Origin of the sequence: Amycolatopsis sp. WGS_07, from assembly GCF_045278895.1 — a bacterium.
Taxonomy (GTDB): Bacteria; Actinomycetota; Actinomycetes; order Mycobacteriales; family Pseudonocardiaceae; genus Amycolatopsis.
Genome location: NZ_CP136053.1, coordinates 9,257,610 through 9,278,187, shown reverse-complemented (window position 1 = coordinate 9,278,187; position 20,578 = coordinate 9,257,610). Strand labels below are relative to the sequence as shown.

General features: G+C 69.2%; 21 protein-coding genes. 12 read left to right on the top strand and 9 right to left on the bottom strand.

The genetic code is table 11. The features are described 5' to 3' along the window. Positions 1–37: 37 nt before the first annotated feature. The 3 genes from RPX00_RS43615 (at position 38) to RPX00_RS43605 (ending at position 2,446) form a co-directional block, all read left to right on the top strand. Positions 38–1,078: an LLM class F420-dependent oxidoreductase gene (locus tag RPX00_RS43615; protein WP_406634706.1), complete on the top strand. Its 1,041-nt coding sequence runs from the start codon at positions 38–40 to the stop codon at positions 1,076–1,078. Positions 1,079–1,238: 160 nt separating this feature from the next. Then, a complete protein-coding gene (locus RPX00_RS43610; RefSeq protein ID WP_406634704.1) occupies positions 1,239–2,201 on the top strand; it encodes a Ppx/GppA phosphatase family protein in 963 nt (320 codons plus the stop codon). Positions 2,202–2,242: 41 nt separating this feature from the next. Next, positions 2,243–2,446 carry a hypothetical protein gene (locus RPX00_RS43605; protein WP_406634702.1) on the top strand — a complete coding sequence of 68 codons (204 nt, stop codon included), beginning with the start codon at positions 2,243–2,245 and terminating at the stop codon, positions 2,444–2,446. 167 nt (positions 2,447–2,613) lie between these two features. Here the strand turns inward: RPX00_RS43605 and RPX00_RS43600 are convergent, their stop codons facing one another. From RPX00_RS43600 to RPX00_RS43580, 5 genes are all read right to left on the bottom strand, one after another. Then, positions 2,614–4,965 (bottom strand): glycoside hydrolase family 65 protein, encoded by a 2,352-nt coding sequence (locus tag RPX00_RS43600; protein WP_406634700.1) that lies wholly within the window; start codon positions 4,963–4,965, stop codon positions 2,614–2,616. Beyond that, positions 4,962–5,693 (bottom strand): HAD family hydrolase, encoded by a 732-nt coding sequence (locus tag RPX00_RS43595; protein ID WP_406634698.1) that lies wholly within the window; start codon positions 5,691–5,693, stop codon positions 4,962–4,964. The genes RPX00_RS43600 and RPX00_RS43595 overlap by 4 nt, the downstream gene beginning before the upstream one ends. Before the next feature lie 60 nt (positions 5,694–5,753). After that, positions 5,754–6,911, bottom strand: coding sequence for an ROK family protein (locus RPX00_RS43590; protein ID WP_406643287.1), 1,158 nt, complete (start codon positions 6,909–6,911; stop codon positions 5,754–5,756). A 208-nt stretch (positions 6,912–7,119) separates the two neighbouring features. Further along, a complete protein-coding gene (locus tag RPX00_RS43585) occupies positions 7,120–8,421 on the bottom strand; it encodes a carotenoid oxygenase family protein (protein ID WP_406634696.1) in 1,302 nt (433 codons plus the stop codon). 4 nt (positions 8,422–8,425) lie between these two features. After that, positions 8,426–8,986, bottom strand: coding sequence for a hypothetical protein (locus tag RPX00_RS43580; protein ID WP_406634694.1), 561 nt, complete (start codon positions 8,984–8,986; stop codon positions 8,426–8,428). Between the two features lie 84 nt (positions 8,987–9,070). Between RPX00_RS43580 and RPX00_RS43575 the strand changes: the two genes are divergently transcribed. Further along, positions 9,071–9,595: a PadR family transcriptional regulator gene (locus RPX00_RS43575; protein WP_406634692.1), complete on the top strand. Its 525-nt coding sequence runs from the start codon at positions 9,071–9,073 to the stop codon at positions 9,593–9,595. Beyond that, positions 9,588–10,181, top strand: coding sequence for an NUDIX domain-containing protein (locus RPX00_RS43570; RefSeq protein ID WP_406634690.1), 594 nt, complete (start codon positions 9,588–9,590; stop codon positions 10,179–10,181). The genes RPX00_RS43575 and RPX00_RS43570 overlap by 8 nt, the downstream gene beginning before the upstream one ends. 2 nt (positions 10,182–10,183) lie before the next feature. Here RPX00_RS43570 and mgrA read toward each other — a convergent pair whose 3' ends face one another. Then, entirely contained in the window at positions 10,184–11,212 is a 1,029-nt protein-coding gene (mgrA, locus tag RPX00_RS43565; protein ID WP_406634688.1) for an L-glyceraldehyde 3-phosphate reductase, read from the bottom strand. Between the two features lie 212 nt (positions 11,213–11,424). On the opposite strand from mgrA, the gene RPX00_RS43560 reads away from it, so the two are divergent. The 4 genes from RPX00_RS43560 (at position 11,425) to RPX00_RS43545 (ending at position 14,686) form a co-directional block, all read left to right on the top strand. Beyond that, positions 11,425–11,679: a hypothetical protein gene (locus tag RPX00_RS43560; protein WP_406634686.1), complete on the top strand. Its 255-nt coding sequence runs from the start codon at positions 11,425–11,427 to the stop codon at positions 11,677–11,679. Positions 11,680–11,865: 186 nt separating this feature from the next. Continuing rightward, the gene (locus RPX00_RS43555) at positions 11,866–12,168 is read left to right on the top strand and encodes a hypothetical protein (RefSeq protein WP_406634684.1); all 303 of its coding nucleotides are present in this window, start codon (positions 11,866–11,868) and stop codon (positions 12,166–12,168) included. Between the two features lie 257 nt (positions 12,169–12,425). Then, positions 12,426–13,307 (top strand): AAA family ATPase, encoded by an 882-nt coding sequence (locus tag RPX00_RS43550; protein ID WP_406634682.1) that lies wholly within the window; start codon positions 12,426–12,428, stop codon positions 13,305–13,307. Further along, positions 13,304–14,686 (top strand): vWA domain-containing protein, encoded by a 1,383-nt coding sequence (locus RPX00_RS43545; RefSeq protein ID WP_406634680.1) that lies wholly within the window; start codon positions 13,304–13,306, stop codon positions 14,684–14,686. Before RPX00_RS43550 ends, RPX00_RS43545 begins: the two co-directional genes overlap by 4 nt. Here RPX00_RS43545 and add read toward each other — a convergent pair. Further along, positions 14,664–15,647: an adenosine deaminase gene (add, locus tag RPX00_RS43540; RefSeq protein WP_406634678.1), complete on the bottom strand. Its 984-nt coding sequence runs from the start codon at positions 15,645–15,647 to the stop codon at positions 14,664–14,666. The two genes, RPX00_RS43545 and add, sit on opposite strands and share 23 nt — an antisense overlap. A 118-nt stretch (positions 15,648–15,765) precedes the next feature. On the opposite strand from add, the gene RPX00_RS43535 reads away from it, so the two are divergent. Then, positions 15,766–15,969, top strand: coding sequence for an antitoxin (locus tag RPX00_RS43535; protein WP_406634676.1), 204 nt, complete (start codon positions 15,766–15,768; stop codon positions 15,967–15,969). Positions 15,970–16,551: 582 nt separating this feature from the next. On the opposite strand, the gene recQ is transcribed toward RPX00_RS43535, so the two are convergent. Further along, positions 16,552–18,396, bottom strand: a complete 1,845-nt coding sequence (recQ, locus tag RPX00_RS43530; RefSeq protein ID WP_406634674.1) for a DNA helicase RecQ — start codon at positions 18,394–18,396, stop codon at positions 16,552–16,554. A gap of 242 nt (positions 18,397–18,638) precedes the next feature. On the opposite strand from recQ, the gene RPX00_RS43525 reads away from it, so the two are divergent. Next, a complete protein-coding gene (locus tag RPX00_RS43525; RefSeq protein ID WP_406634673.1) occupies positions 18,639–19,073 on the top strand; it encodes a DUF6314 family protein in 435 nt (144 codons plus the stop codon). Between the two features lie 34 nt (positions 19,074–19,107). Here RPX00_RS43525 and RPX00_RS43520 read toward each other — a convergent pair whose 3' ends face one another. Continuing rightward, on the bottom strand, positions 19,108–19,257 hold the full coding sequence (locus RPX00_RS43520; RefSeq protein WP_406634671.1) for a hypothetical protein: 150 nt from the start codon (positions 19,255–19,257) through the stop codon (positions 19,108–19,110). 248 nt (positions 19,258–19,505) lie between these two features. On the opposite strand from RPX00_RS43520, the gene RPX00_RS43515 reads away from it, so the two are divergent. Then, entirely contained in the window at positions 19,506–20,012 is a 507-nt protein-coding gene (locus tag RPX00_RS43515) for a DUF664 domain-containing protein (RefSeq protein ID WP_406634669.1), read from the top strand. Positions 20,013–20,578: the final 566 nt, after the last annotated feature.

Genomic DNA, 20,578 nt, shown 5'->3' with positions numbered 1-20,578 from the left:
CTTAGTCACAGTCGACCGGCACGGGAATGAGGGATCGATGAGGATCGGCACCGGCGTCAGCTACTCGGGCGGGTTCGCCGAAAGCGTCGCGGACATCGTGGAGCTGGAACGGGTCGGGCTCGACATCGTGTTCGTCCCCGAGGCCTACAGCTTCGACGCGGTGAGCCAGCTCGGCTACCTCGCCGCGAAGACCGAGCGCGTCGGCCTGATGTCGGGCATCTTCCAGATCTACACCCGCACCCCGAGCCTCACCGCGATGACCGCGGCCGGGCTGGACTTCGTGTCCGACGGCCGCTTCACCCTCGGCCTCGGCGCGTCCGGGCCGCAGGTCATCGAGGGGTTCCACGGCGTGAAGTACGACGCGCCGATCGGCCGCACGCGCGAGATCATCGAGATCTGCCGCCAGGTGTGGAAGCGCGAGCGGGTGGTGCACGACGGCAAGCACTACACGATCCCGCTGCCGGCCGACCAGGGCACCGGGCTCGGCAAGCCGCTCAAGCTGATCAACCACCCGGTGCGCGAGCGGATCCCGGTCGTGCTCGCCGCGCTCGGGCCGAAGAACGTCGCGCTCGCCGCCGAGGTCGCCGAGGGCTGGCAGCCGATCTTCTTCCACCCGGAGAAGGCCGCCGACGTCTGGGGAGCCTCGCTGGCCGAGGGCAAGGCCAAACGCGACCCGGAGCTGGGCGAACTGGACGTGTTCGCCGCGCCGCCGCTGGCCATCGGCGACGACGTCGACCACCTGCTGGACTGGGTGCGCCCGGTGTTCGCGCTGTACATCGGCGGGATGGGCGCGCGCGGCAAGAACTTCTACAACACGCTCGCGTGCAACTACGGCTACGAGGCGGAAGCGAAGCAGATCCAGGACCTGTACCTCGACGGCAAGAAGGAAGAAGCCGCCGCGGCGGTCCCGCTGGAGCTGCTGCGGGCCACCTCGCTGGTCGGTCCGGCCGGGTACGTAAAGGAGCGCCTGGCGGCGTTCGAGGAGGCCGGGGCGACGACCCTGGCGGTCAACCCGCTGCAGCCCGGACGCGAGGCGCGAGTGGCCGCCGTGGCCAAGCTGAAGGAGCTGCTCGGGTAGGTCCGGTATGATGCGGGCCACTGGAGTGTGAAGAAATCGCACTTCGGGTCGATGCCGCCGTCGAAATGCCGTCAAACTCCCCGCGCGGGGCGCGAAGTCGGGAGTAGGAACGGGTCCAACGGGGAATCCGGGGCGGGGCGAAAGCGAGGTATGCCGGGCTGTGCGCAGAATCGAAGGATCCGCCGCCGCGGTGCTGGACGTGGGTTCGTTCAGTGCCCGGCTCGTCGTGCTCGAACCCGGCGGATCTCCGCTCGACCCGGCATTGACGCACCAGACCCGGCTGCGGCTCGACCGCGAACTCGACGGCGACGGACGGCTCAGCGAACGCGGGATCGCGGCCATCGCGAAGGCCGTTTCCTGCGGGATGGAATTCGCTCGGGAACACGGCGTCAAGGACGTGTTTCCGCTGGCCACGTCGTCGATTCGAGACGCGGTCAATTCCCGGGAAGCGGTGCGTGAAATCGCCAGGGAAACCGGCGTCGAACTGCGCTTCCTTTCCGGCCGCCGGGAGGCGGAACTGACCTACGTCGGCGCGCGCCGCTGGTACGGCGCGTCCGGCGGTCCGCTGCTGGCGCTCGACATCGGCGGCGGCACGGTCGAGCTGTCCGCCGGAGCGGGCGAGCAGGCTACGTTCGCGCGGTCGCTTCCGCTGGGCGCCCGGTCGGTCACGCGCGACTGGCTGCCCGCGGAACCGCCGGTGCGCAGCAAGCAAGTGCGTGCGCTGCGTGACCACGTGCTGGAGGAAGTCTCCGCCGCGCTGGGCGACGTGCAGGCCGAACTGGCCGAACACCGCGTGGTCGGCTGCTCGAAGGTGCTGCGGCAGCTGGCGCGGCTGGCGGGCGACCGGCCGGGCAAGGCCCGCGAACTGCACCTGGACGACGTGCGCGCGTGGATTCCGCGGTTGTCGGCGATGCCGTTCGCGCGACGGGCGCAGCTGCCGGGGATTTCGCGGCAACGGGCCCAGCAGGCGCTCGGCGGCGCGGTGGTCGCGGAAGCGCTGCTGACGGTCGCCGGCGGCAAGCTGACGATCTGCCCGTGGTCGACCCGCGACGGGCTGCTGCTGACCCTGCTGGACCAGCTCACGGACGCCACCGGCAAGCAACGATCGCGTCCGGCCGCGTGAACTCCCTGGTGCGGGGGCGGTAAACCGGGTATCCCGGAGTCATGACCCCGCGCAGCGAGTTCCTTCCCCGCGACCGGTCCGAGGACGACGACGAGGAATCGCCGTTCCCCGCGCGCCCGAAACGCGAGCTGCCCGAACCGGACGAGCTGCCCGGCGAGGTGGCGAACGCGCCAGGCCCCGACCTGAGCCCGCCGCGGACGGACGAGGTGCCCCCGGTGCCGGGCACGGACGAAACGCCCTCGTGAGCGGCGATGCCGGTTAGAACCGGCAGCAGCACTCACGAGACCGGCCCCGACGCATGCCAGCGCAGGTACGCGCACCGGTGCGAGATACGCGGGCTGTGGCGGGGCGGCGCGGTGGGCACGTCGTGAGTGCCGATGCCGGTTAGAACCGGCGCCAGCACCCACGAGGCTCACCTCTTCGAAGCGTCCCGCCGCACCGGAGCCCGGCCGAGCGGCTGGGTCGGCGCCGGGCCCGGGTCGAGCTTCGGGATCGGCAGCTCCACCGGCTCCTCGGTCACGGTGAACCGCTCGCCGTGGTGGATCAGGTCCAGCGGCGGCCCGTTGAGCACCTGATACGTCGCCGCGCCGTGGCGGATCGACACCTGGAACCGCGTCTCGCGGAAGGCGAGGCGGAAGGTGAGGCCGCCGAGTTCGTCCGGCAGGCGCGGGGCGAACGACAGCTGGCCGCCGTAGTCGCGGAGCCCGCCAAAACCGGCCACAGTGGCCTGCCAGGCACCGGCCAGCGAGGCCATGTGCAGGCCGTTGCGGACGTTGTTGTGCACGTCGTGCAGGTCGGTCAGCGCGGCCTCGGCGAGATAGTCGTAGGCCAGCTGCAGGTGCCCGACCTCCGCCGCGATGACCGCTTGCGTGCCCGCGGACAGCGAGGAGTCGCGGACGGTCCGTGCTTCGTAGTAGGCGAAGTTGCGGGCCTTCTCCTCGGGGCTGAACGAATCGCCGCAGAGGTGCAGCGCCAGCACGAGGTCGGCCTGCTTCACGACCTGCTTGCGGTACAGGTCGAAGTACGGGTAGTTCAGCAGCAGCGGGTAGAAATCCTCGTCGGTGGCTTCGAAATCCCACTCGTCGTGCTGCAGGAAGCCTTCCGACTGCGGGTGCACGCCGAGTTCCTGGTCGTACGGCAGCGCCATCGCGTCCGCGGCGGCATGCCAGGAATCGATCTCGGCGGTGTCCACTTCGAACTGTTCGGCGATGTCCGGATGCCGCTTGCACACGTCAGCCGCGGCGAGCAAGTTCTTGCGCGCCATCAGGTTCGTGTAGATGTTGTTGTCCGCCACCGCGGAGTACTCGTCGGGCCCGGTGACGCCGTCGATGCGGAAGTGCCCGTGGTGGTCGAAATGCCCGAGCGACGCCCACAGCCGCGCGGTTTCCAGCAGCAGTTCCGCGCCGCAGGTGCGTTCGAACTGCGTGTCCTGAGTGGCGTTCACGTACCGCACGACGGCGTCGGCGATGTCCGCGCTCACGTGGAATGCCGCGGTACCAGCCGGCCAGTATGCGGAACATTCGGCTCCGTTGATGGACCGCCACGGGAAAGCCGCGCCGCGCAAGCCGAGCTGGGTCGCGCGTTCCTTCGCTTTGTCTATTGTGGAGTGTCGCCAGCCGAGCGCGTCGCGGGCGGCGTCCGGCATCGTGTACGTGAGCACGGGCAGTACGAAGGTTTCGCTGTCCCAGAACGCGTGTCCGTCGTAGCCCGGCCCGGTGAGGCCTTTTCCGGCGATCGCACGGGTTTCGCCGCGGGCGCCGGCCTGCAGCAGGTGGAAGAGCGCGAACCGGACGGCCTGCTGGAGTTCCGGGTCGCCGTCGATTTCGATGTCCGAGGTGGCCCAGAAATCGTCGAGGAACTGGCGTTGCTCGGCGGCCAGGCCCTTCCAGCCGGTCTGCCGGGCGCCCGCGAGCGCGGCTTCGACCTGCGCGCGCAGCGCCGGCGCGGACCGTTGCGCGGACCAGCCGTAGGCGAGGAATTTGGTGACCCGCAGCCGTCCGCCCTTGGGCACGTCGACCGCGGCGGTGAGCCGGGCGAGGTCTTCCTCGGCGTGGATGCGGGTGCGCAGGCCGTCGTCCACCTCGATTTTGTGGTCCATCGCGGCGGCGACCCGCAGCCCGGACATCCGGGTCTGGTGCACCAGCACGGCCTGGTAGCCCGCGGCGTGGCAGAACTCGCCGACCAGCGGCGCGTCGAGGGCGGCGGCGACGCGCGGGTCGTGCGTGTCCGACTCGACCGGTTCGTTGGCCAGCAGGTCGGACTGGACGACGAGCTGCAGGTCCTCGTCGAGCGGTTCGACCTCGTAGCGGATCGCGGCGACCGCCCGCTGGGTGAAGGAAACCAGCCGTTCGGTGGTCACCCGCACGCGCCGTCCGGTGGGGGAGGACCATTCGGTGACGCGGCGCAGCGTGCCCCGGCGGAAGTCGAGCACGCGGTCGTGCGCGGTCGCGATGCCGTAGCGCATGTCGAGCGGCTCGTCCTCGACCAGCAGCCGGATGATCTTGCCGTCGGTCACGTTGACGACGGTCTGGCCCTCCTCCGGGTAGCCGTAACCGCCTTCGGCGTAAGGAAGTTCGTGCTGCTCGTAGAACCCGTTGAGGTAGGTGCCGGGCAGCCCGCGCGGTTCGCCCTCCTCGAGGGTGCCGCGCAGCCCGATGTGCCCGTTCGACACCGCGAAGGCGGATTCGGTGCGCTGCAACGCATCCACGTCGAGGCCGCGCCAGCGCAGCTCCCACGGCGAGCATTCGTAACCGGATTCCGTCACTTGTCCTCCAGCAGTTCGGCGAGGTCGTCCACCACGACGTCGGCGCCGTGCGCGCGCAGGGCGGCGGCCTGGTCCTCCCGGTTCACGCCCACGACGTACCCGAAACCGCCCGCTTTGCCTGCTTGGACACCGGATTGTGCGTCCTCGAACACCGCTGCCTGCTTCGGGTCCACCCCGATCGCCTTGGCCCCGGCGAGGAAGGAATCCGGAGCCGGTTTGCCTTTGAGGTGGTCGCGGCGGATGACGAGGCCGTCCACCCGTGCTTCCACGAAACGCGACAGATCCGCCGCGTCGAGGACCTTTTCGCCGTTCGCCGACGACGTCACCACCGCGATCCGCAGCCCGGCCGCCCGCGCCGCTTCGAGATAGCGCACCGAACCCGGATACGGATTGACGCCGCGCTCGTCGATGATCTTCAGCACGAGTTCGTTCTTGCGGTTGCCGATGCCGTTCACCGTCGGCGCGTCGACGGCGTCGTCCGGGGTGCCTTCGGGCAGGTCGATTCCGCGCGAGCGCAGGAATTCCCGCACGCCGTCGGCCCGGGGACGGCCGTCCACGTAGGTCGCGTAGTCGGCGTCGGTGAACTCCTGGAACCCGTCGCCGTCGCGGCCGCGCAGATATTCGTCGAACGTCCGTTTCCACGCCTCGCGGTGGAGCACGGCCGTCCCGGTCAGTACGCCGTCCAGGTCGAAGAGGCAGGCGGTGATGGTGTCGGGCAGTCCGATCATGCCTGCAACGTACCGGTACCGGCCGACATTCGCGGGCCGCGGCGCGACGTTTACCGAACGTCAGGCGGCGCCTACGCGGCGCTCGAACACCAGCCGCTCGGCGGCGCGCAGGCCCACGCTGATCGCGCCGGTGAGCACGCCGTCGTCGCCGAGTTCGCCTTGCACCACAGTGGTAGTGAGCGGGGTGAACGCGCGCAGCGCCCGGTCGATCGGCTCCAGCAGCAGGTCCGCCGCCGTGCCGACGCCGCCGCCGAGGACGATCAGCTCGGGGTCGATCACCGCGGCCACGGAGGCCACGGTGTACGCGAGCCGGTCGGCTTCGGCGGACACCGCGCGTTGCGCCAGTTCGTCCCCCTCGCGGGCGAGGCGGAAGACTTCGCGGGCGGAGCGCGCGGTGCCCAGGCCGAGTTCGCGGGCGCCGCGGACCACCGACTGCGCGGCGGTGGCCTCTTCGAGGTGCCCGCGCGCGGGCGGTTCGCCGGGTTCGTCGGCGACGTGCGTGCGGCCGTAGGGCAGGTAGCCGATTTCGCCCGCCGCGCCGGTCGCGCCGCGGAAGACCCGGCCGTCGACCATCAGGCCCATGCCGACCCCGGTGCCGATGGTGATGCAGCCGACCACCGACGCCCCGCGCGCCGCGCCGCTTTCCCATTCGCCGACCGCGGTGAGATTCGCGTCGTTCTCCACCAGCAGCTCCGGCCCGAGCACCTGCTCGAGGTCGTCGAGCAGGCCGGGGCGGCCCCAGCCGGGCAGGTTCGGCGCGTGCCGGAAACAGCGTTTCACCGGGTCCGCGACGCCGGGGGAGCCCAGCACGCGCACGACGATGTCGTCGCTCGTCAGACCGGCCTCGGCCACGATCTCCGTCGCCAGCTTGCCCAGCGCGGAGATCAGCGCGCTGCCGGAGCGGGCCGTGTTGCGCACGTCGCGCCGGGCGACCGTGGTGCGGCCGAGGTCGGCGACCGCGACCCGGATGTGCTCGCGGCCGATGTCCAGGCCCAGCACGTATCCCGCGGTCGGGTCCGCCTCGTAGAGCACCGCCGAGCGCCCGGTGCCGGTGGACGTGTGCCCGGTCGCGCGCGCCAGCCCGGCGGCCTCGAGCGCCAGCAGCGCCTGGCTCACCGTGGGCTTCGACAGCCCGGTGTCCTTCGCCACCTGCGGCCGCGTCGCGGGCCCGCCGCGGCGCAGCAGGTCGAGCACCGCCCGCTGGTTGATCATGCGCATCCCGGCCGGGGTGCCGACCGGTGGTGTACCCGACCCTGCCACCTGCTGAGTTTCCTTCCCGTTCGGACTTCCGTCCTGCCACGGTAACCGGATTCGCCCCGCTTTGGCAGGAAAGTTTCTTTTCTTCCGGCTAGGGAGGGCAGGCGGAGGTTCTTCGCCCGACGATACGGGCTCGGCGGGCGGAATCCCGGGTACGGCACGCAGGGCGTCAGGCGTCGGGCAGCCAGTTGCCGTGAAAGCCCGCCGGAACCCGGCCCGGGAGATGGACCGTCGCGACCGGATCCGCTTCGAGGTCCTGCGCGTCGAGCACCACCAGGTCGCTGCGGTCGTTCGGTCCGTCGTAGACATACGTGAGCAGCCAGCCCGCGCCGCCGGGCCGGTCGTCGGCCGGGACGAACACCGCCTCGCCCGGGATGTGTCCTTCCGGGAACAGATGCTCGCGCGCGGCGTTCGTGCGCAGGTCGTACTGGCGGAGCACGAGCGGGCCCTCGGGGGAGTGCCACCCGGTGAGGTGACCGAAGCGGGCGTCGAGCCCGGCGAGCCGGTCGTCGATGCGCGGGAACTCGCCGTCGCGGTCGTCGATCAGGTCCTCGGTCACCGTGCCCGCGGCCGGGTCGATCGTCCACTTCCACAGCGCGCCCTTCGGATCCGGGACGCCCGGCCGGTACAGATGCTCATACCGCACGACGCGCACGACGATGCGGCCGTCGGCGGTGTCGTGCGCGTTGAGGGTGTGGAAGACGTAGCACGGGTCGATCTCGAACCAGCGCACGCCGTCCGCGGGCCGGTCGCGGCTGAGCAGGCCGAGCCGCGCGCCGTACGTGTCGCTCCAGCGGTACGGCATGCCTTCGGCCGCGTGGTCGAACACCACCGGCAGGTCGAAGAACACCACGTGCCGCCGGGTGAGCGCGAAATCGTGCATCATCGTCAGGCCCGGCACGTCGATCGGCTGCCGCAGCACGAGCTCGCCGGCGGCGTTGGCGCGGTAGTAGCTGACGTGCGGGGCGGTGATGCTGCCGTAGCCGAAGAAATGCAGTTCGCCGGTTTCCGGGCAGATCTTGGGATGCGCGGTCATCGAATCGGCGAGTTTGCCGTCGAAATCGTAGACGCCGACGGTGTCGAGATCGGTGGTGATTTCGTACGGCAGCGAGGATTCCACGAGTGCGAGCGTGCGACCGGCGTGGTTGACGACGTGCGTGTTGGCGACGCTCGACCGGAGATTTCGCGTGCCGTCGGCGTTGTAGAGCACCGGATGCGGGATGTCGAAACTCTCCGTGCGCACCCAGCGATTGCGATACCAAGCGGCACGGCCGTTTTCGAGCCGCACGCCGTGCACCATGCCGTCGCCGACGAACCAATGCGCGCTGTCCTGACGCGGATTCGGCCCATTGCGCAAATACCAGCCGTTGAGTTCGGGCGGCAGCGCACCGGTGACCGGCAGGTCGTAGGCGGTGAGTTCGTCGTGGACCGGGGCGTAATGGCCGTTGAGATGGAAGCTGGTCGTAGTCATGGATTCACGCGACTTTCTGGGCGCGGGCCCGGACGATGCGCGGATAGCGAATGGTGAACGAGATGGGAACCGCGAAGCCGAGCACCTTGATCGCCACCAATGCGACAGTGTCGTGCGGCGCGAAGTGCAGCAGAATGGCTTCGGCGATGCCGGCGACGGTGAAGCTGGCCGCCCAAACAGCGGTGATAACGACGTTGACCCGGCGGAACACCGCAGTCGCGGCAATTTCCGGCGGAACCATCGTCCTCGCGATCCCCAGCGTAAACGGCCGTTTCGCGGCGATCGAGCCCCAAGCGGTCAGCGCCAGCCAAAGATCGGTGAGCGCCCCGACGTAATCCCGGAGCGGCGAGGTCGGATCGGTGAAGGACCAAGCGGCCAGCAGCGCGAAGAAAGCGACCGCGGAGACCTCGATGAACAACGTGTCCCACGCCTTGCCGCGCCGCCGTTCGAGGAGAAGCAGCCCGCCCGCGAGCACCAGCCCGGTCACCCCGGACCACCGCCAGTCGGCCTGCGTGGACACGACCGCGAAGGCGATCCACGGAAGGAAACTCTTCAGGTAGTTCATCGATCCCCCAACGTTCCTGTAGTGACATGTCAAAGCTAGAACGTGCCGACTGGACATGTCAATAGTGGAAGGTAGGCTGAGCGCATGACTTTGCGACACGCAGTGCTCGGGCTGCTGGCCACGGCCCCCGGAAGCGGCTATGACCTGCTGAAACGCTTCGAGACGGCGATGTCGAGCGTCTGGACGGCGACGCAGAGCCAGCTGTACGGGGAGCTGGGGAAGCTAGAGAGCGCGGATTTGATCAAGGTGTCCGCGGAGGGACCGCGCGGGCGCAAGGAGTACGCGATCACCGACGCCGGCCGCGCGGAACTGCGCGCGTGGCTGCTGGAGGAGCGACCCCCGGCGGCGCGGCGGAACGAGATGTTGCTGCGGGTGTACTTCCTGGGCGAGGTCACGCCGGAGGAAGCGCGCGGGTTCCTTGGCCGGCATGGCGCTTTCGCCAAGGGGCTGGTGGACGAATTAGCGGCGCTGGAGGCGTCGGTCGACTGGGATGACAGCGATCCGTCGCTGTACGGCCGGATGGCTTTGGAGTGGGGCAAGCGGTATGCGGCGATGGAGCGGGATTGGGCGGAGTGGGCAGCGGATACTATCCGCGCGGCCCGTGGCTGACGTGGGGAGCGGCCAGCACCGTCATTGCGGCGACCAGGCTGTATTCGCGGACGATCTTGAGTGCGAAGGCGAGCCGGAGGTCGAGTTCAACCCCGGCGTCGCCGCCCGGTTTCCGCGCAAGAACGCGGCCGCGGGAGTGCTCGCCCGCGACGAGCACGGCCGCGTCCTGTTCGTTTGCCCGACTTACAAGCCGTTCCTGGAGATTCCCGGAGGAGTGGTCGAGGACGACGAGTCGCCGCTGGCCGCGTGTCGACGGGAGGTTCGCGAGGAACTCGGGATCGACCTGCCGGTGGGACGTCTTCTTCTGGTCGACTGGATGCCCTCGCACGGTGTCTGGCGCGACAGTCTCCAGTTCATCTTCGACGGCGGCTTAGTGAGCCGCGCGCAGATCAACGCCATCCGTCTGGAATCGGAGGAATTGAGCCGGTTGGAATTCCTGGAGCTTGACGCCGCGAAGCCGCAATTGCGGCCGTCCAAGGCGCGCCGGGTCTCGCTGGCGTACCGAGCCTTACTGGATGGCGAGACTTTCTACGGAGAGTTCGGCCGACGTCCCAGGTCTGACAGCAGCCCCGGGACGTCGGCATAAGATCACCCGTCGGAAGAACGCTTCCAGATGTTGATGCCCTCTTCGGTGGCGTACTGATCAATCTCGGCCAATTCCTCGGCAGTGAACGAGAGATTGTCCAGCGCGGCCACATTATCCTCCAGTTGCCGCACGCTGCTCGCCCCGATCACCAGCGACGTCATCCGCGGATCCCGCAATGCCCAGGCCAGCGCCAGCTGTGCCAACGTCTGCCCCCGCCGCGCGGCGATTTCGCCCAGCGCCCGGATCTTGCCCAGCTTCTCGTCGGTAATCGTGTCCGGATTCAGCGACTTCCCCTGCGCCGCCCGGGAATCCGCGGGAACCCCGGAAAGGTACTTGTCAGTCAGCAACCCCTGCGCAAGCGGCGAAAACGCGATGCACCCGGCCCCGACCTGCTCCAGAGTCCCAAGCAAATCGTCAGCTTCCGTCCACCGATTGAACATCGAATACGACGGCTGGTGAATCAGCAACGGCGTACCCAATTCCCGCAGCAACTGCGCGGCTTCGGCGGTGCGAGCGGAATTGTAAGACGAGATCCCGACATACAACGCCTTGCCCGACCGGACCGCCCGGTCGAGCGCGCCGACGGTTTCCTCCAGCGGGGTCTCCGGGTCGAACCGGTGCGAATAGAAGATGTCGACGTAGTCCAGTCCCATCCGGCCGAGCGACTGGTCGAGGCTGGCCAGGAGGTACTTCCGCGAACCCCATTCGCCGTACGGCCCGGGCCACATGTCGTAGCCCGCCTTGGTCGAGATGACCAGCTCGTCTCGGTACGGCCGCAGGTCGCTCGCGAGCAGCCTGCCGAAGTTCTCCTCGGCGCTGCCGTAGGGCGGGCCGTAGTTGTTGGCCAGGTCGAAATGCGTGATGCCCAGGTCGAACGCGCGCCGGACGATGTCGCGCTGGACGGTGAGCGGGCGGTCGTTCCCGAAGTTGTGCCACAGGCCGAGCGAGATCGCGGGCAGCTTCAGGCCGCTGCGCCCGCAGCGGCGGTAGGGCATGGAATCGTAACGGGCATCAGCAGCAGCGTAAGTCACGTCGCGATGCTAGTCCGCGAGGTGTCGTCGCGGCCCGCGTACGGTAGGTGACAACCTGTATGCTTCGCAATACCCCGTTTTGCCAGCAACGTCCCATTTGGCTAGGTACTATCCGGACCATGGCGGCGGTCACAGCGGCCGATCAATGCGGCAGCGAACGAGGGACGGACTCGTCATGGCTGGCTACAAGGTCGTAACAAGCGCCTTGCGAGGTGAGCGGGAACTTCGGATACCTGACCCTTCGCGTCCAGGGCGGCGCGATGATATCCGCGAGCCCGAACGTGCCCGCGCTGGCCAACGCGGGCACAGGCAACGTCCGCAGCGACATCGAATCCGCGTTCGCCGATGCGGGGCTGAGGTCGCGGCACGCCGTCTCGGATCCGGGCAGTGTCCGCGCGGGCACGTCGGCCCGCCGCGATTTTGACGAAGAAGAGGATGTGTGGCGGGGGCTCGATGGCAATAGTTAAACGGCTCGCGCTCGGGCTGACGGTCGTCGTTTCGGCGACGGGATGCGGCGGTGCCGGTCCGGCGAAGACGTTCGCGAAAACGAACGCCTGCGATCTGCTGACGACTGCCGTTCGGGGCACTCCGATCGACCTGCGGCGAGACGAGTACAAGCTGACGGCATCCACCCCGGTCGGGGTGACGGGGGAGTGGGCGGCTGCCGCACCGAGTGGACCCCGCCGTCGGGCAAGCTGACCGGCGGCGACCTGGCCGCGACCCTGGACCTGGCCGACGCGGAGGACTGGAGCGGGCACAGCGAGTCGAGTTCCCAGAACGGGCACGAAGTCCGGAAAGACACCACGAAAGCCGGCGGCGGCTGCCGTTATCAGATCCAGATTCCCGGCACCGATGCGGCGGTGCACATTTGGTACCTCGACCGCTCCGCGGGCGACGAGGGGTCTTGCCCGGTTGCGAAACGACTGGTGGACCAGGTCATTCCTAGCCTGCCGTGAACCGTCTCCGGCACCCGCCGCCGCGAACCGGCCGCCGCCCCGTGCGGACGGGCAGGCTTGCTGACCGGCCACCGCGTTAGCGGCTTCGTCCACAGTGGAACTATCGTGGCTATACATCGGATGACTACGTGAATCCGTGCAAGTATACCGGGCATTTCCGGATATTCGGCGATTGCAGGCCCGATGTCTGCCCCGGTGGACCCCGTTCGGGGCGGCTGGCCAGTACAGTGCAGGTGAGCGATCGCTTAGGAGGCTACGTGGGCACCGGGTTTTTCTCGTCCGTCGACGACGTGTCGGCGCAGCTGGCCGAGGCCGGGTACCTCGCGTCGACCGCGGTCGCGACCACGGTGTTCCTCGCCGACCGGCTCGGGAAGCCGCTGCTGGTCGAGGGGCCGGCCGGGGTCGGCAAGACCGCGCTGGCGACGGCGGTCGCCGAGGTCACTGGCTCGCGGCTGGTGCGGTTGCAGTGCTACGAGGGCATCGACGAGGCTCGCGCGCTGTACGAGTGGAACCACGCGAAGCAGCTGCTGCGGATCACCGCCGGCCGCGACGAGACGTGGGACGAGGCGCGCACGGACATCTTCGGCGAGGAATTCCTGCTGCGCCGCCCGCTGCTCACCGCGATCTCCGGCACCGAGCCGACCGTGCTGCTGATCGACGAGACGGACAAGGCCGACGTCGAGATCGAGGGTCTGCTGCTAGAGGTGCTCGGCGATTTCCAGGTGACGGTGCCCGAACTCGGCACGATCACTGCGACGCAGCAGCCGTTCGTCGTGTTGACCTCGAACGCGACGCGCGAGCTGTCCGAGGCGCTGCGGCGGCGGTGCCTGTTCCTGCACATCGACTTCCCGGACGAAGACCTCGAACGCGAGATCGTCCGGCTGAAGGTGCCCGGCATCGAGTCGGCGCTGGCGGATTCGGTGGTGCGGGTGATCGCCGCGCTGCGGGCGATGGACCTGCGAAAACTGCCGTCGGTGGCGGAGACCGTCGACTGGGCGCGCACGCTGCTGGAGCTGGGCGCGGGCACGCTCGACGAGCGGGTGGTGCGCGAAAGCCTCGGCGTCGTGCTGAAGCACCAGGACGACATCGCGAAGGCCGGGGCCGGTCTGAATCTCGACCAGGTGCTGGACGCGTCATGACCGCCGCGCCGGGCCTGACCGGGCGGCTCGCGGAGTTCGTGCGAGCGCTGCGGGCGCAAGGCATCCCGGCCGGTCCCGGCGAGACGGCCGACGCGGCGGCCGCGCTGGAAGTGCTCGGCCTGGACGACCGTGAGCTGGTGCGCGAAGGCCTCGCCGCCGCACTGGTCCGCCGGGGCGGCCAGCGGTCGGTGTTCGACGCCGCGTTCGACCTGTACTTCCCGGCCGGCGTCGGCGCTCCCGAACTGGCGCGCGAAAATCCGCCGCAGAACCGGGAAGAACTGCGCGCGGCGCTCGCCGCCGCCCTCGCCGAAGGTGACGACCAGGCGCTGGACCAGCTCGCCGGACTCGCCGTGGACCTGCTGGGCCAGTACGGCGTCGGAACCGGCCCGGGCGGCGGCTACTCCGCACACCAGACGCTCGACCGCCTGCAACCGCAGACGCTCATCGCCCAGGTGCTCGCGGCCATGCGCGCGTCGAGCCCCGCCGGCTCGCCCGACGAGTTCACCGACCGCCTCGCCCGCGACGAGATCCGCCGCCGCGTCGAGGGTTTCCGCGGCCGGGTGCGTACCGAGGCGCGCCGCCGAGCCGCCGAACTCCGGGGCCGGGAAAGGATTGCCAAGCACGCGATCGCCCCTGCCGCGGACCGCGTCGACTTCCTCATCGCCAGCCGTACGCAATTGGCCGAGCTGCGGCGAACCATCCAGCCGCTGTCCCGCAAGCTCGCCACCCGCTTGGCCGCGCGCCGCAAACGCACCACCCGCGGCCACATCGACCTGCGCCGAACGCTGCGCCGTTCACTTTCTACTGGTGGGGTACCTCTGCGTCCAGCCTACCGGCATCGCCGCCCCGGCCGTCCGGAAATCATCCTGCTGTGCGATCTTTCCGGTTCGGTAGCGGGTTTCGCGAACTTCACGATGCTGCTGGTGCAAGCGTTGCGGGACCAGTTCAGCAAAATCCGGGTGTTCGGTTTCGTGGACAGCACCGACGAGGTAACGCACCTGGTGGACACTGGTGCCGCGGATCCCGAACAGCTGGGCGCGCGAATGCTCAGCGAAGCGGCGGTAGTCCGCTGGGACGGCCACAGCGACTACGGCCGCGCGCTGGGCCAGTTCACCGCTCACTGGCTGGACGCGGTCGGCCCGCGCACGTCGGTGCTCATCCTCGGCGACGCCCGCACGAACGGCGGCGACCCGAACCTCGACGCCGTCCGCGCGATCCGGTCCCGCGCACGGCACGTCCACTGGCTGAACCCGGAACGCCAATCCCTGTGGGGGACCGGCGATTCGGCCGCGCCGGACTACGCGGACTTGGTCGACATGCACGAATGCCGGAACGCACATCAGCTCGGCGTGCTGGTCACGCGTCTGCTGCCGACCTGAGCCAGTCGTCAATCTCCTTGTGCAGCAACGCTTTGGCCTCATCCGGGGCGAACGACGCGGTCACCGCGTTGCCGGCCAGCTTGGCCAATGTCGAGTCAGGGAAACCGAAAACTTCCCTCGCCCGGGTGAATTCGTCGGTGATCGTGGTGCCCGTGACGTCCGGGACATCCGTGTTGAGTGTGACCGTGAGCCCGGCCTCGACCAGCCGGGGAAGCGGGTGTTCCGGGAGCGACGGAACCAACCCGAGCGTGACGTTCGACGAGGGACACACCTCGAGCGCGACCCCGCTCTTGGCGACTTGAGCCGTCAGCTCCGGGTCTTCGAGGATGCGGATTCCGTGCCCAATGCGCTCTGAGCCACCGATTTCGAGCGCCTCGCGGATGCTTTCCGGCCCAGCGTCCTCTCCAGCGTGGTGGACGAGATGCAGCCCCGCCTCCCGCGCCCGGGCGAACACCTCCTCGAACGGGGTAAGGGAGTGGCGTTCCTCGCCAGCCATCCCGATCCCGACGACCTCTTCGTGCCGCCGGGCCAGGTCCAGCGTCTTCAAGGCTCGCTCGAGCGACCGCCGCCGGGAGTGGTCGAGGATCAACCGCCATTGCAGGCCATGTTCTTTCCCGCCCTCCGACAGTCCTTTGAGGACTGCGTCGAGCGGCATCTCGAGATCTCCGAGCCGTTCCCCGTGCGAGGCCGCGGTGAACGTGACCTCGACGTACCGAGTCCCCTGCGCGGCTTCGTCCGCACAGAATTCCCGCGCGATCCGCTCGAAGTCAGCCGGTTCGCGCAGACACGACCGCGTGAGACTGTTGCGATCCGCGAATGCCCGGAACCCGTCGAAGTTCGCGGGCTTGTCCGGCAGCGAAACCCCATGGGCGGCAGCGAGTTCCTTGAGCGTGGCCGGGCGGACGGTGCTTTCGAGGTGGACGTGGAGATGCACCTTGGGCAGGGCGGAAAGATCGCGCACGCGTGGATGATGCCTGGCCGGTGCGGTGTTTGTCATGTGGGTTTTGCCGGGAACCCTGCGCTGCCGGTCGACGTTGGGGAGGGTGACGGAGATTTCCTCAGGGGAAGGGCTTAGTGCGATGGCTTTGATGAAGCGACTCACCGTGCTGGCCGGTGCCGCGAGTGCGGTGTCGTACGTGCGGAAGAACCCGGAGAAGGTCAACGAGGCCGTGGGCAAGGCCGCACGGTTCGTGGACGAGAAGACGAACGGCCGGTACCACTCGCAGATCGCCGGGGCAGTCCGGAAGGTCGCGGACACGACTCGGCCGCGGAGGGCTGAGTGAGGGTGAACCTGGACGGGGTGGGGGAGTAGGCGCGAGGCTTTTCGGTGGCCTAGTGCCAGGGGCGCGTGCGTGGTTGGTGGAACGCTGACGTGGGGGCCGCATGTTTCGCGGACGGAGGTCGTGGACAGCCGATGAGCCGCGCGAGCGCTTGGGTTGCCGTGTGCTGGCAGCGGGCGGTTGACGGGCCGAGGGCGCTGGGGTTGATGTGTGCTGGTGGCGTGCAGCTGGCGAGCTGAGGGTGCTTGGGTTGACGAGTGCTGGTGGCGTGCAGTTGACGAGCTGAGGGTGCTTGGGTTGACGAGTGCTGGTGGCGTGCAGTTGACGAGCTGAGGGTGCTTGGGTTGACGAGTGCTGGTGGCGGGCAGGTTCTGGGAAGCCGGAAGCGTCGGCACCCGGCGATTCCGCAGGGCTGAGGTGTGTGGCTGGCGGAGGGCTCGTGCGTCGGAGCGCCTGGGCGGCGGGCAGTCCAGCGGCCCGGCCCAACCGGTCCAGTTCGCCGCCGCTCTGCCCACCGCGCGCGTGACCTGGCCGGATACCTCCGACCCGGGGCAGCGGCGCGGGGCCACCCCAGCCGTATCAGCCTCACTCCTCGGCCAGCGTCGCCAGCACTCCCTCCCCGTACTTGGCCAGCTTGCTCTCGCCGACGCCGCTCACCGTGCCCAGTGCGTCGAGCGTTGTCGGCATCAGGGTGGCGATTTGGCGCAGCGTGGCGTCGTGGAAGATCACGTAGGCCGGGACGCCCTGTTCCTTGGCCGTCGCCGCGCGCCAGGCGCGCAGGCGCTCGAACACCGGTGCCGCTTCCGCGGGCATGTCGACCGGCGCGGCGGCTGTGCGGCGGGAGGTTCGCGGGGCACGCGCCGCACGTTCGGGTTCGCGGCGCAGTTGCACCTCTTGCGAGCCGTTCAGCACTGCGGTCGAGCCTTCGGTGAGCACCAGCGACCCGTAATCCCCTTCAACCGCCAGCAGGTTGCGCGCCAGCAGTTGCCGCACCACCGCGCGCCACTCCGGTTCGCGCAGTTCGGTGCCGATGCCGAAGACCTTCAGCGTGTCGTGCTGGAACTGGGTGACCTTCGGGGTCGTCTTGCCCAGCAGGATGTCGATGATCTGGCCCGCGCCGAACTTCTGCCGCCGTTCGTTGCGCAGACGGACCACTGTGGACAGTAGCTTCTGCGCGGGAATGGTGCCGTCCCAGCGTTCCGGCGGGGTCAGGCAGGTGTCGCAGTTTCCGCACGGCTCACCGGACTGCCCGAAGTACGCGAGGATCTGCGTACGCCGGCATTCGACGGTCTCGCACAGGGCCAGCATCGCGTTCAGGTGCTGAGCCTGCAGGCGGCGGTGCATCTCGTCGCCCTCGGAGTTGTCGATCATTTTGCGTTGCTGCACCACGTCTTGCAGCCCGTACGCGAGCCAGGCGGTGGACGGCTGCCCGTCGCGGCCCGCGCGGCCGGTTTCCTGGTAGTAGCCTTCCACGGATTTCGGCAGGTCCAGGTGCGCGACAAACCGGACGTCCGGTTTGTCGATGCCCATGCCGAACGCGATCGTCGCGACCACCACGAGCCCGTCCTCGCGCAGGAACCTCGCCTGGTTCGCCGCGCGGGTCGACTTGTCGAGCCCGGCGTGGTACGGCAGCGCCGGAATTCCGTTCTGCACCAGGAATTCCGCCGTCTTTTCCACCGACGCGCGGGACAGGCAGTAGACGATTCCTGCGTCGCCCTGGTGCTCGGTGCGCAGGAGGTCGAGCAGCTGCTTCTGCGGCGAGTTCTTCGGCACGATCCGGTACTGGATGTTGGGCCGGTCGAAGCTCGCGACGAAGTGCTTCGCAGTGTCCAGGCCGAGCCGCTGCGAGATTTCCTTGTGCGTGGCCTCGGTCGCGGTGGCGGTGAGCGCGATGCGGGGCACGTCCGGCCAGCGTTCGTGCAGCGACGACAGCATCAGGTAGTCGGGCCGGAAATCGTGGCCCCACTGGGAGACGCAGTGCGCTTCGTCGATCGCGAACAGCGCGATTTTGCCGCGATCGAGCAGCCGCACCGTGGATTCGACCGACAGCCGTTCGGGCGCGAGGTAGAGCAGGTCCAGTTCGCCCGCGACGAACGCGTCCTCCACCTCCTGTCGCTGCGCGAAATCCTGGGTGGAGTTGAGGAATCCGGCGCGCACGCCGACGTTGCGCAGCGCGTCGACCTGGTCTTGCATCAGCGCGATGAGCGGCGAGATCACCACGCCGACGCCCGGCCGCACCAGCGCCGGGATCTGGTAGCACAGCGATTTCCCGCCGCCGGTGGGCATGAGCACCAGCGCGTCGCCGCCGGAGATCACGTGCTCGACGATCTCCGCCTGGTCGCCGCGGAACGCGTCGTAGCCGAAGACGCGCTGCAGGGTTTCGAGAGCGGGGGAACGGGTGGCCTGCTCGGCCAGATCGGGGTGCGCCACGCGGCCGATTCTAGGGCGACAGGCGGTCCGGTCGAGCCTGCCCCGCCGGGTTCGGTGCGAGAGTCCCCCTCGCTCTGGCCGGTTTCGGGGTCTGCTGCGGGGTCGATTGCACAGGGTGAACAGCATGCCGACTGGTGACAATGGGGATGACGGGACCCTTCGCGCCACCCTCGTGACAGACGGTGTCGAGTCGATCGTCCCAGTGCCGTTCGCGTTGGGCCGGGAGGCGCACAATGGGATCCGTGGCTTTTCCGATCAACGACCTGACCGGGTACTTCTCCGGCGAATGGCAGCTCGCGCGCGAGATCGTCGACGTCGACGGGGCGGCGATGGGCGAGGCGTGCGGACGTGCGACGTTCACGGCCCAGGGCGGGGTGCTCGTTTACCGCGAGTCGGGAGAGTTGCAGCTCGGAGCGCATCGCGGGCCGTTCGTCCGTACGCTGCACTACCGGCCGGCCGGGGCCGCCCGCGCGGCGGTGCACTTCGACCACGGCGGGTTCTTCCACGACCTGGACCTGGCGACCGGAGAGTGGACGGCCGACCATCCGTGCGCCGCCGATTGGTATCGAGGGGCGTACCGCGTGCTCGACGACCGGCGGTGGGAGCAGGAATGGGTGGTGACCGGGCCGGCCAAGGATCACGTGATCACCAGCCGTTTCACCCGTGCGGACGCGTGATTCGCCAGCAGCACCGGCGAATGTCTGGCCCGGGCTACTTGCGCCGGTTGCGCAGAATCACCAGCAGCACCACCACGGCCGAAACCGCGCAGGCGGCGGTGATCACCATGCCCGCCCAGGGCGGGATCGCGATCCCGGCGATGTTGTCGAAGCCGGGCAGGGCACGGGGCGCGGTGATCGCCACGGGGCCCTCCGTTCGCGTCGTCGGCGGTGCTGGTTGTTTCGCCGCGGATTTTACCCGACGCCGGACGATGCCGTCGGAGTCCGAAGTGGACGGTCGCGGTCACCGTTGGTAGCCAGTGGATTTCGCCGTATTGGGGCGGTTCGGCGGGTGCGAGCGGACCCCTCGCGCCAGCCGAGTCACGAAGCTGGGCAGCGGCGGATCTTCGGGGCATGATCGAGGCAAGCGCACGACGACGGAAGGAGCGCGAGATGAATGTGGCCGATCTGCTCGTAGACGGGTTCGGCCGGGTCCGCGAGGTGGTGCACCAGGCAGTCGACGGGCTGTCCGCGGAGCAGCTGGCGGCGCGTCCCGGCCCGGACGCGAACTCGATCGGCTGGCTGGTCTGGCATCTGGCGCGGGTGCAGGACGACCATGTCGCGGACGTCGCGGACACCGACCAGTTCTGGACGGCACAGGACTGGCGCGCGAAATTCGGCCTGCCGTTCCCAGCCGGCGACATCGGTTACGGGCACAGCAGCGACGATGTGGCCAAGGTGCGGCCGGAATCGCCGGACTTGCTCACCGGCTACTACGACGCCGTGCACGAGCACACGGTGTCCTGGGTGTCCGGCCTGGACGCGGCGGCGCTGGACCGCGTGGTCGACGAAAACTGGGATCCGCCGGTGACCTTGGGAGTCCGGCTGGTCAGCGTGCTGTCCGACGACCTGCAGCACGCCGGGCAGGCCGCCTACGTGAGGGGGTTGCTGCTGGGATGACTGCGCCGGAGTGACTGACGCGGCGGGCGAGTGCCCGGTTTGCTGGGCGGCTTTGGGCGGCTGAGTGGATGGGCTCCGGAGGGGAGTCCGGGTGGTTTGGCTTGCGGCGGCGGGCCGTGGGGCCTGGACCGCTTGCGGGTGGTGGGCGGAAGGCTGAGGAGGCGTGGCGGCGATGGACGGCGGGCTGCGAGTTGCGGGAGGTGGTGGACGGCGGGCTGAAGGCTGTGGGAGGTGGCGAGCGGTGGGCTGAGGATTGTGGGAGGTGGCGAGCGGTGGGCTGAAGGTTGCGGGAGGTGCCTAGCGGCGGGCTGAGGGTCCGGGTCCGAGGTGCGGTGATGGGTGGCAGGCTGACGCGCGCAGGCCTGAGCTGTCTGCGAGCGGCGGCGGTGGCGAGGTCTGGGTGTCGTGAGAACTTGGTCGCGGCCAGCGCTCAGCGGCGTGCGGGCTCAGCAGCGCGCGGTGGGCTTGGCGGCGTGCGGCGGATTGAGCGGTGCGGCGGGTTGAGCGGCGAGCGGGCTCAGCGGCGTGCGGCAGGTTGAGCGGCGTGCAGGCTTAAGTGCGTGCGG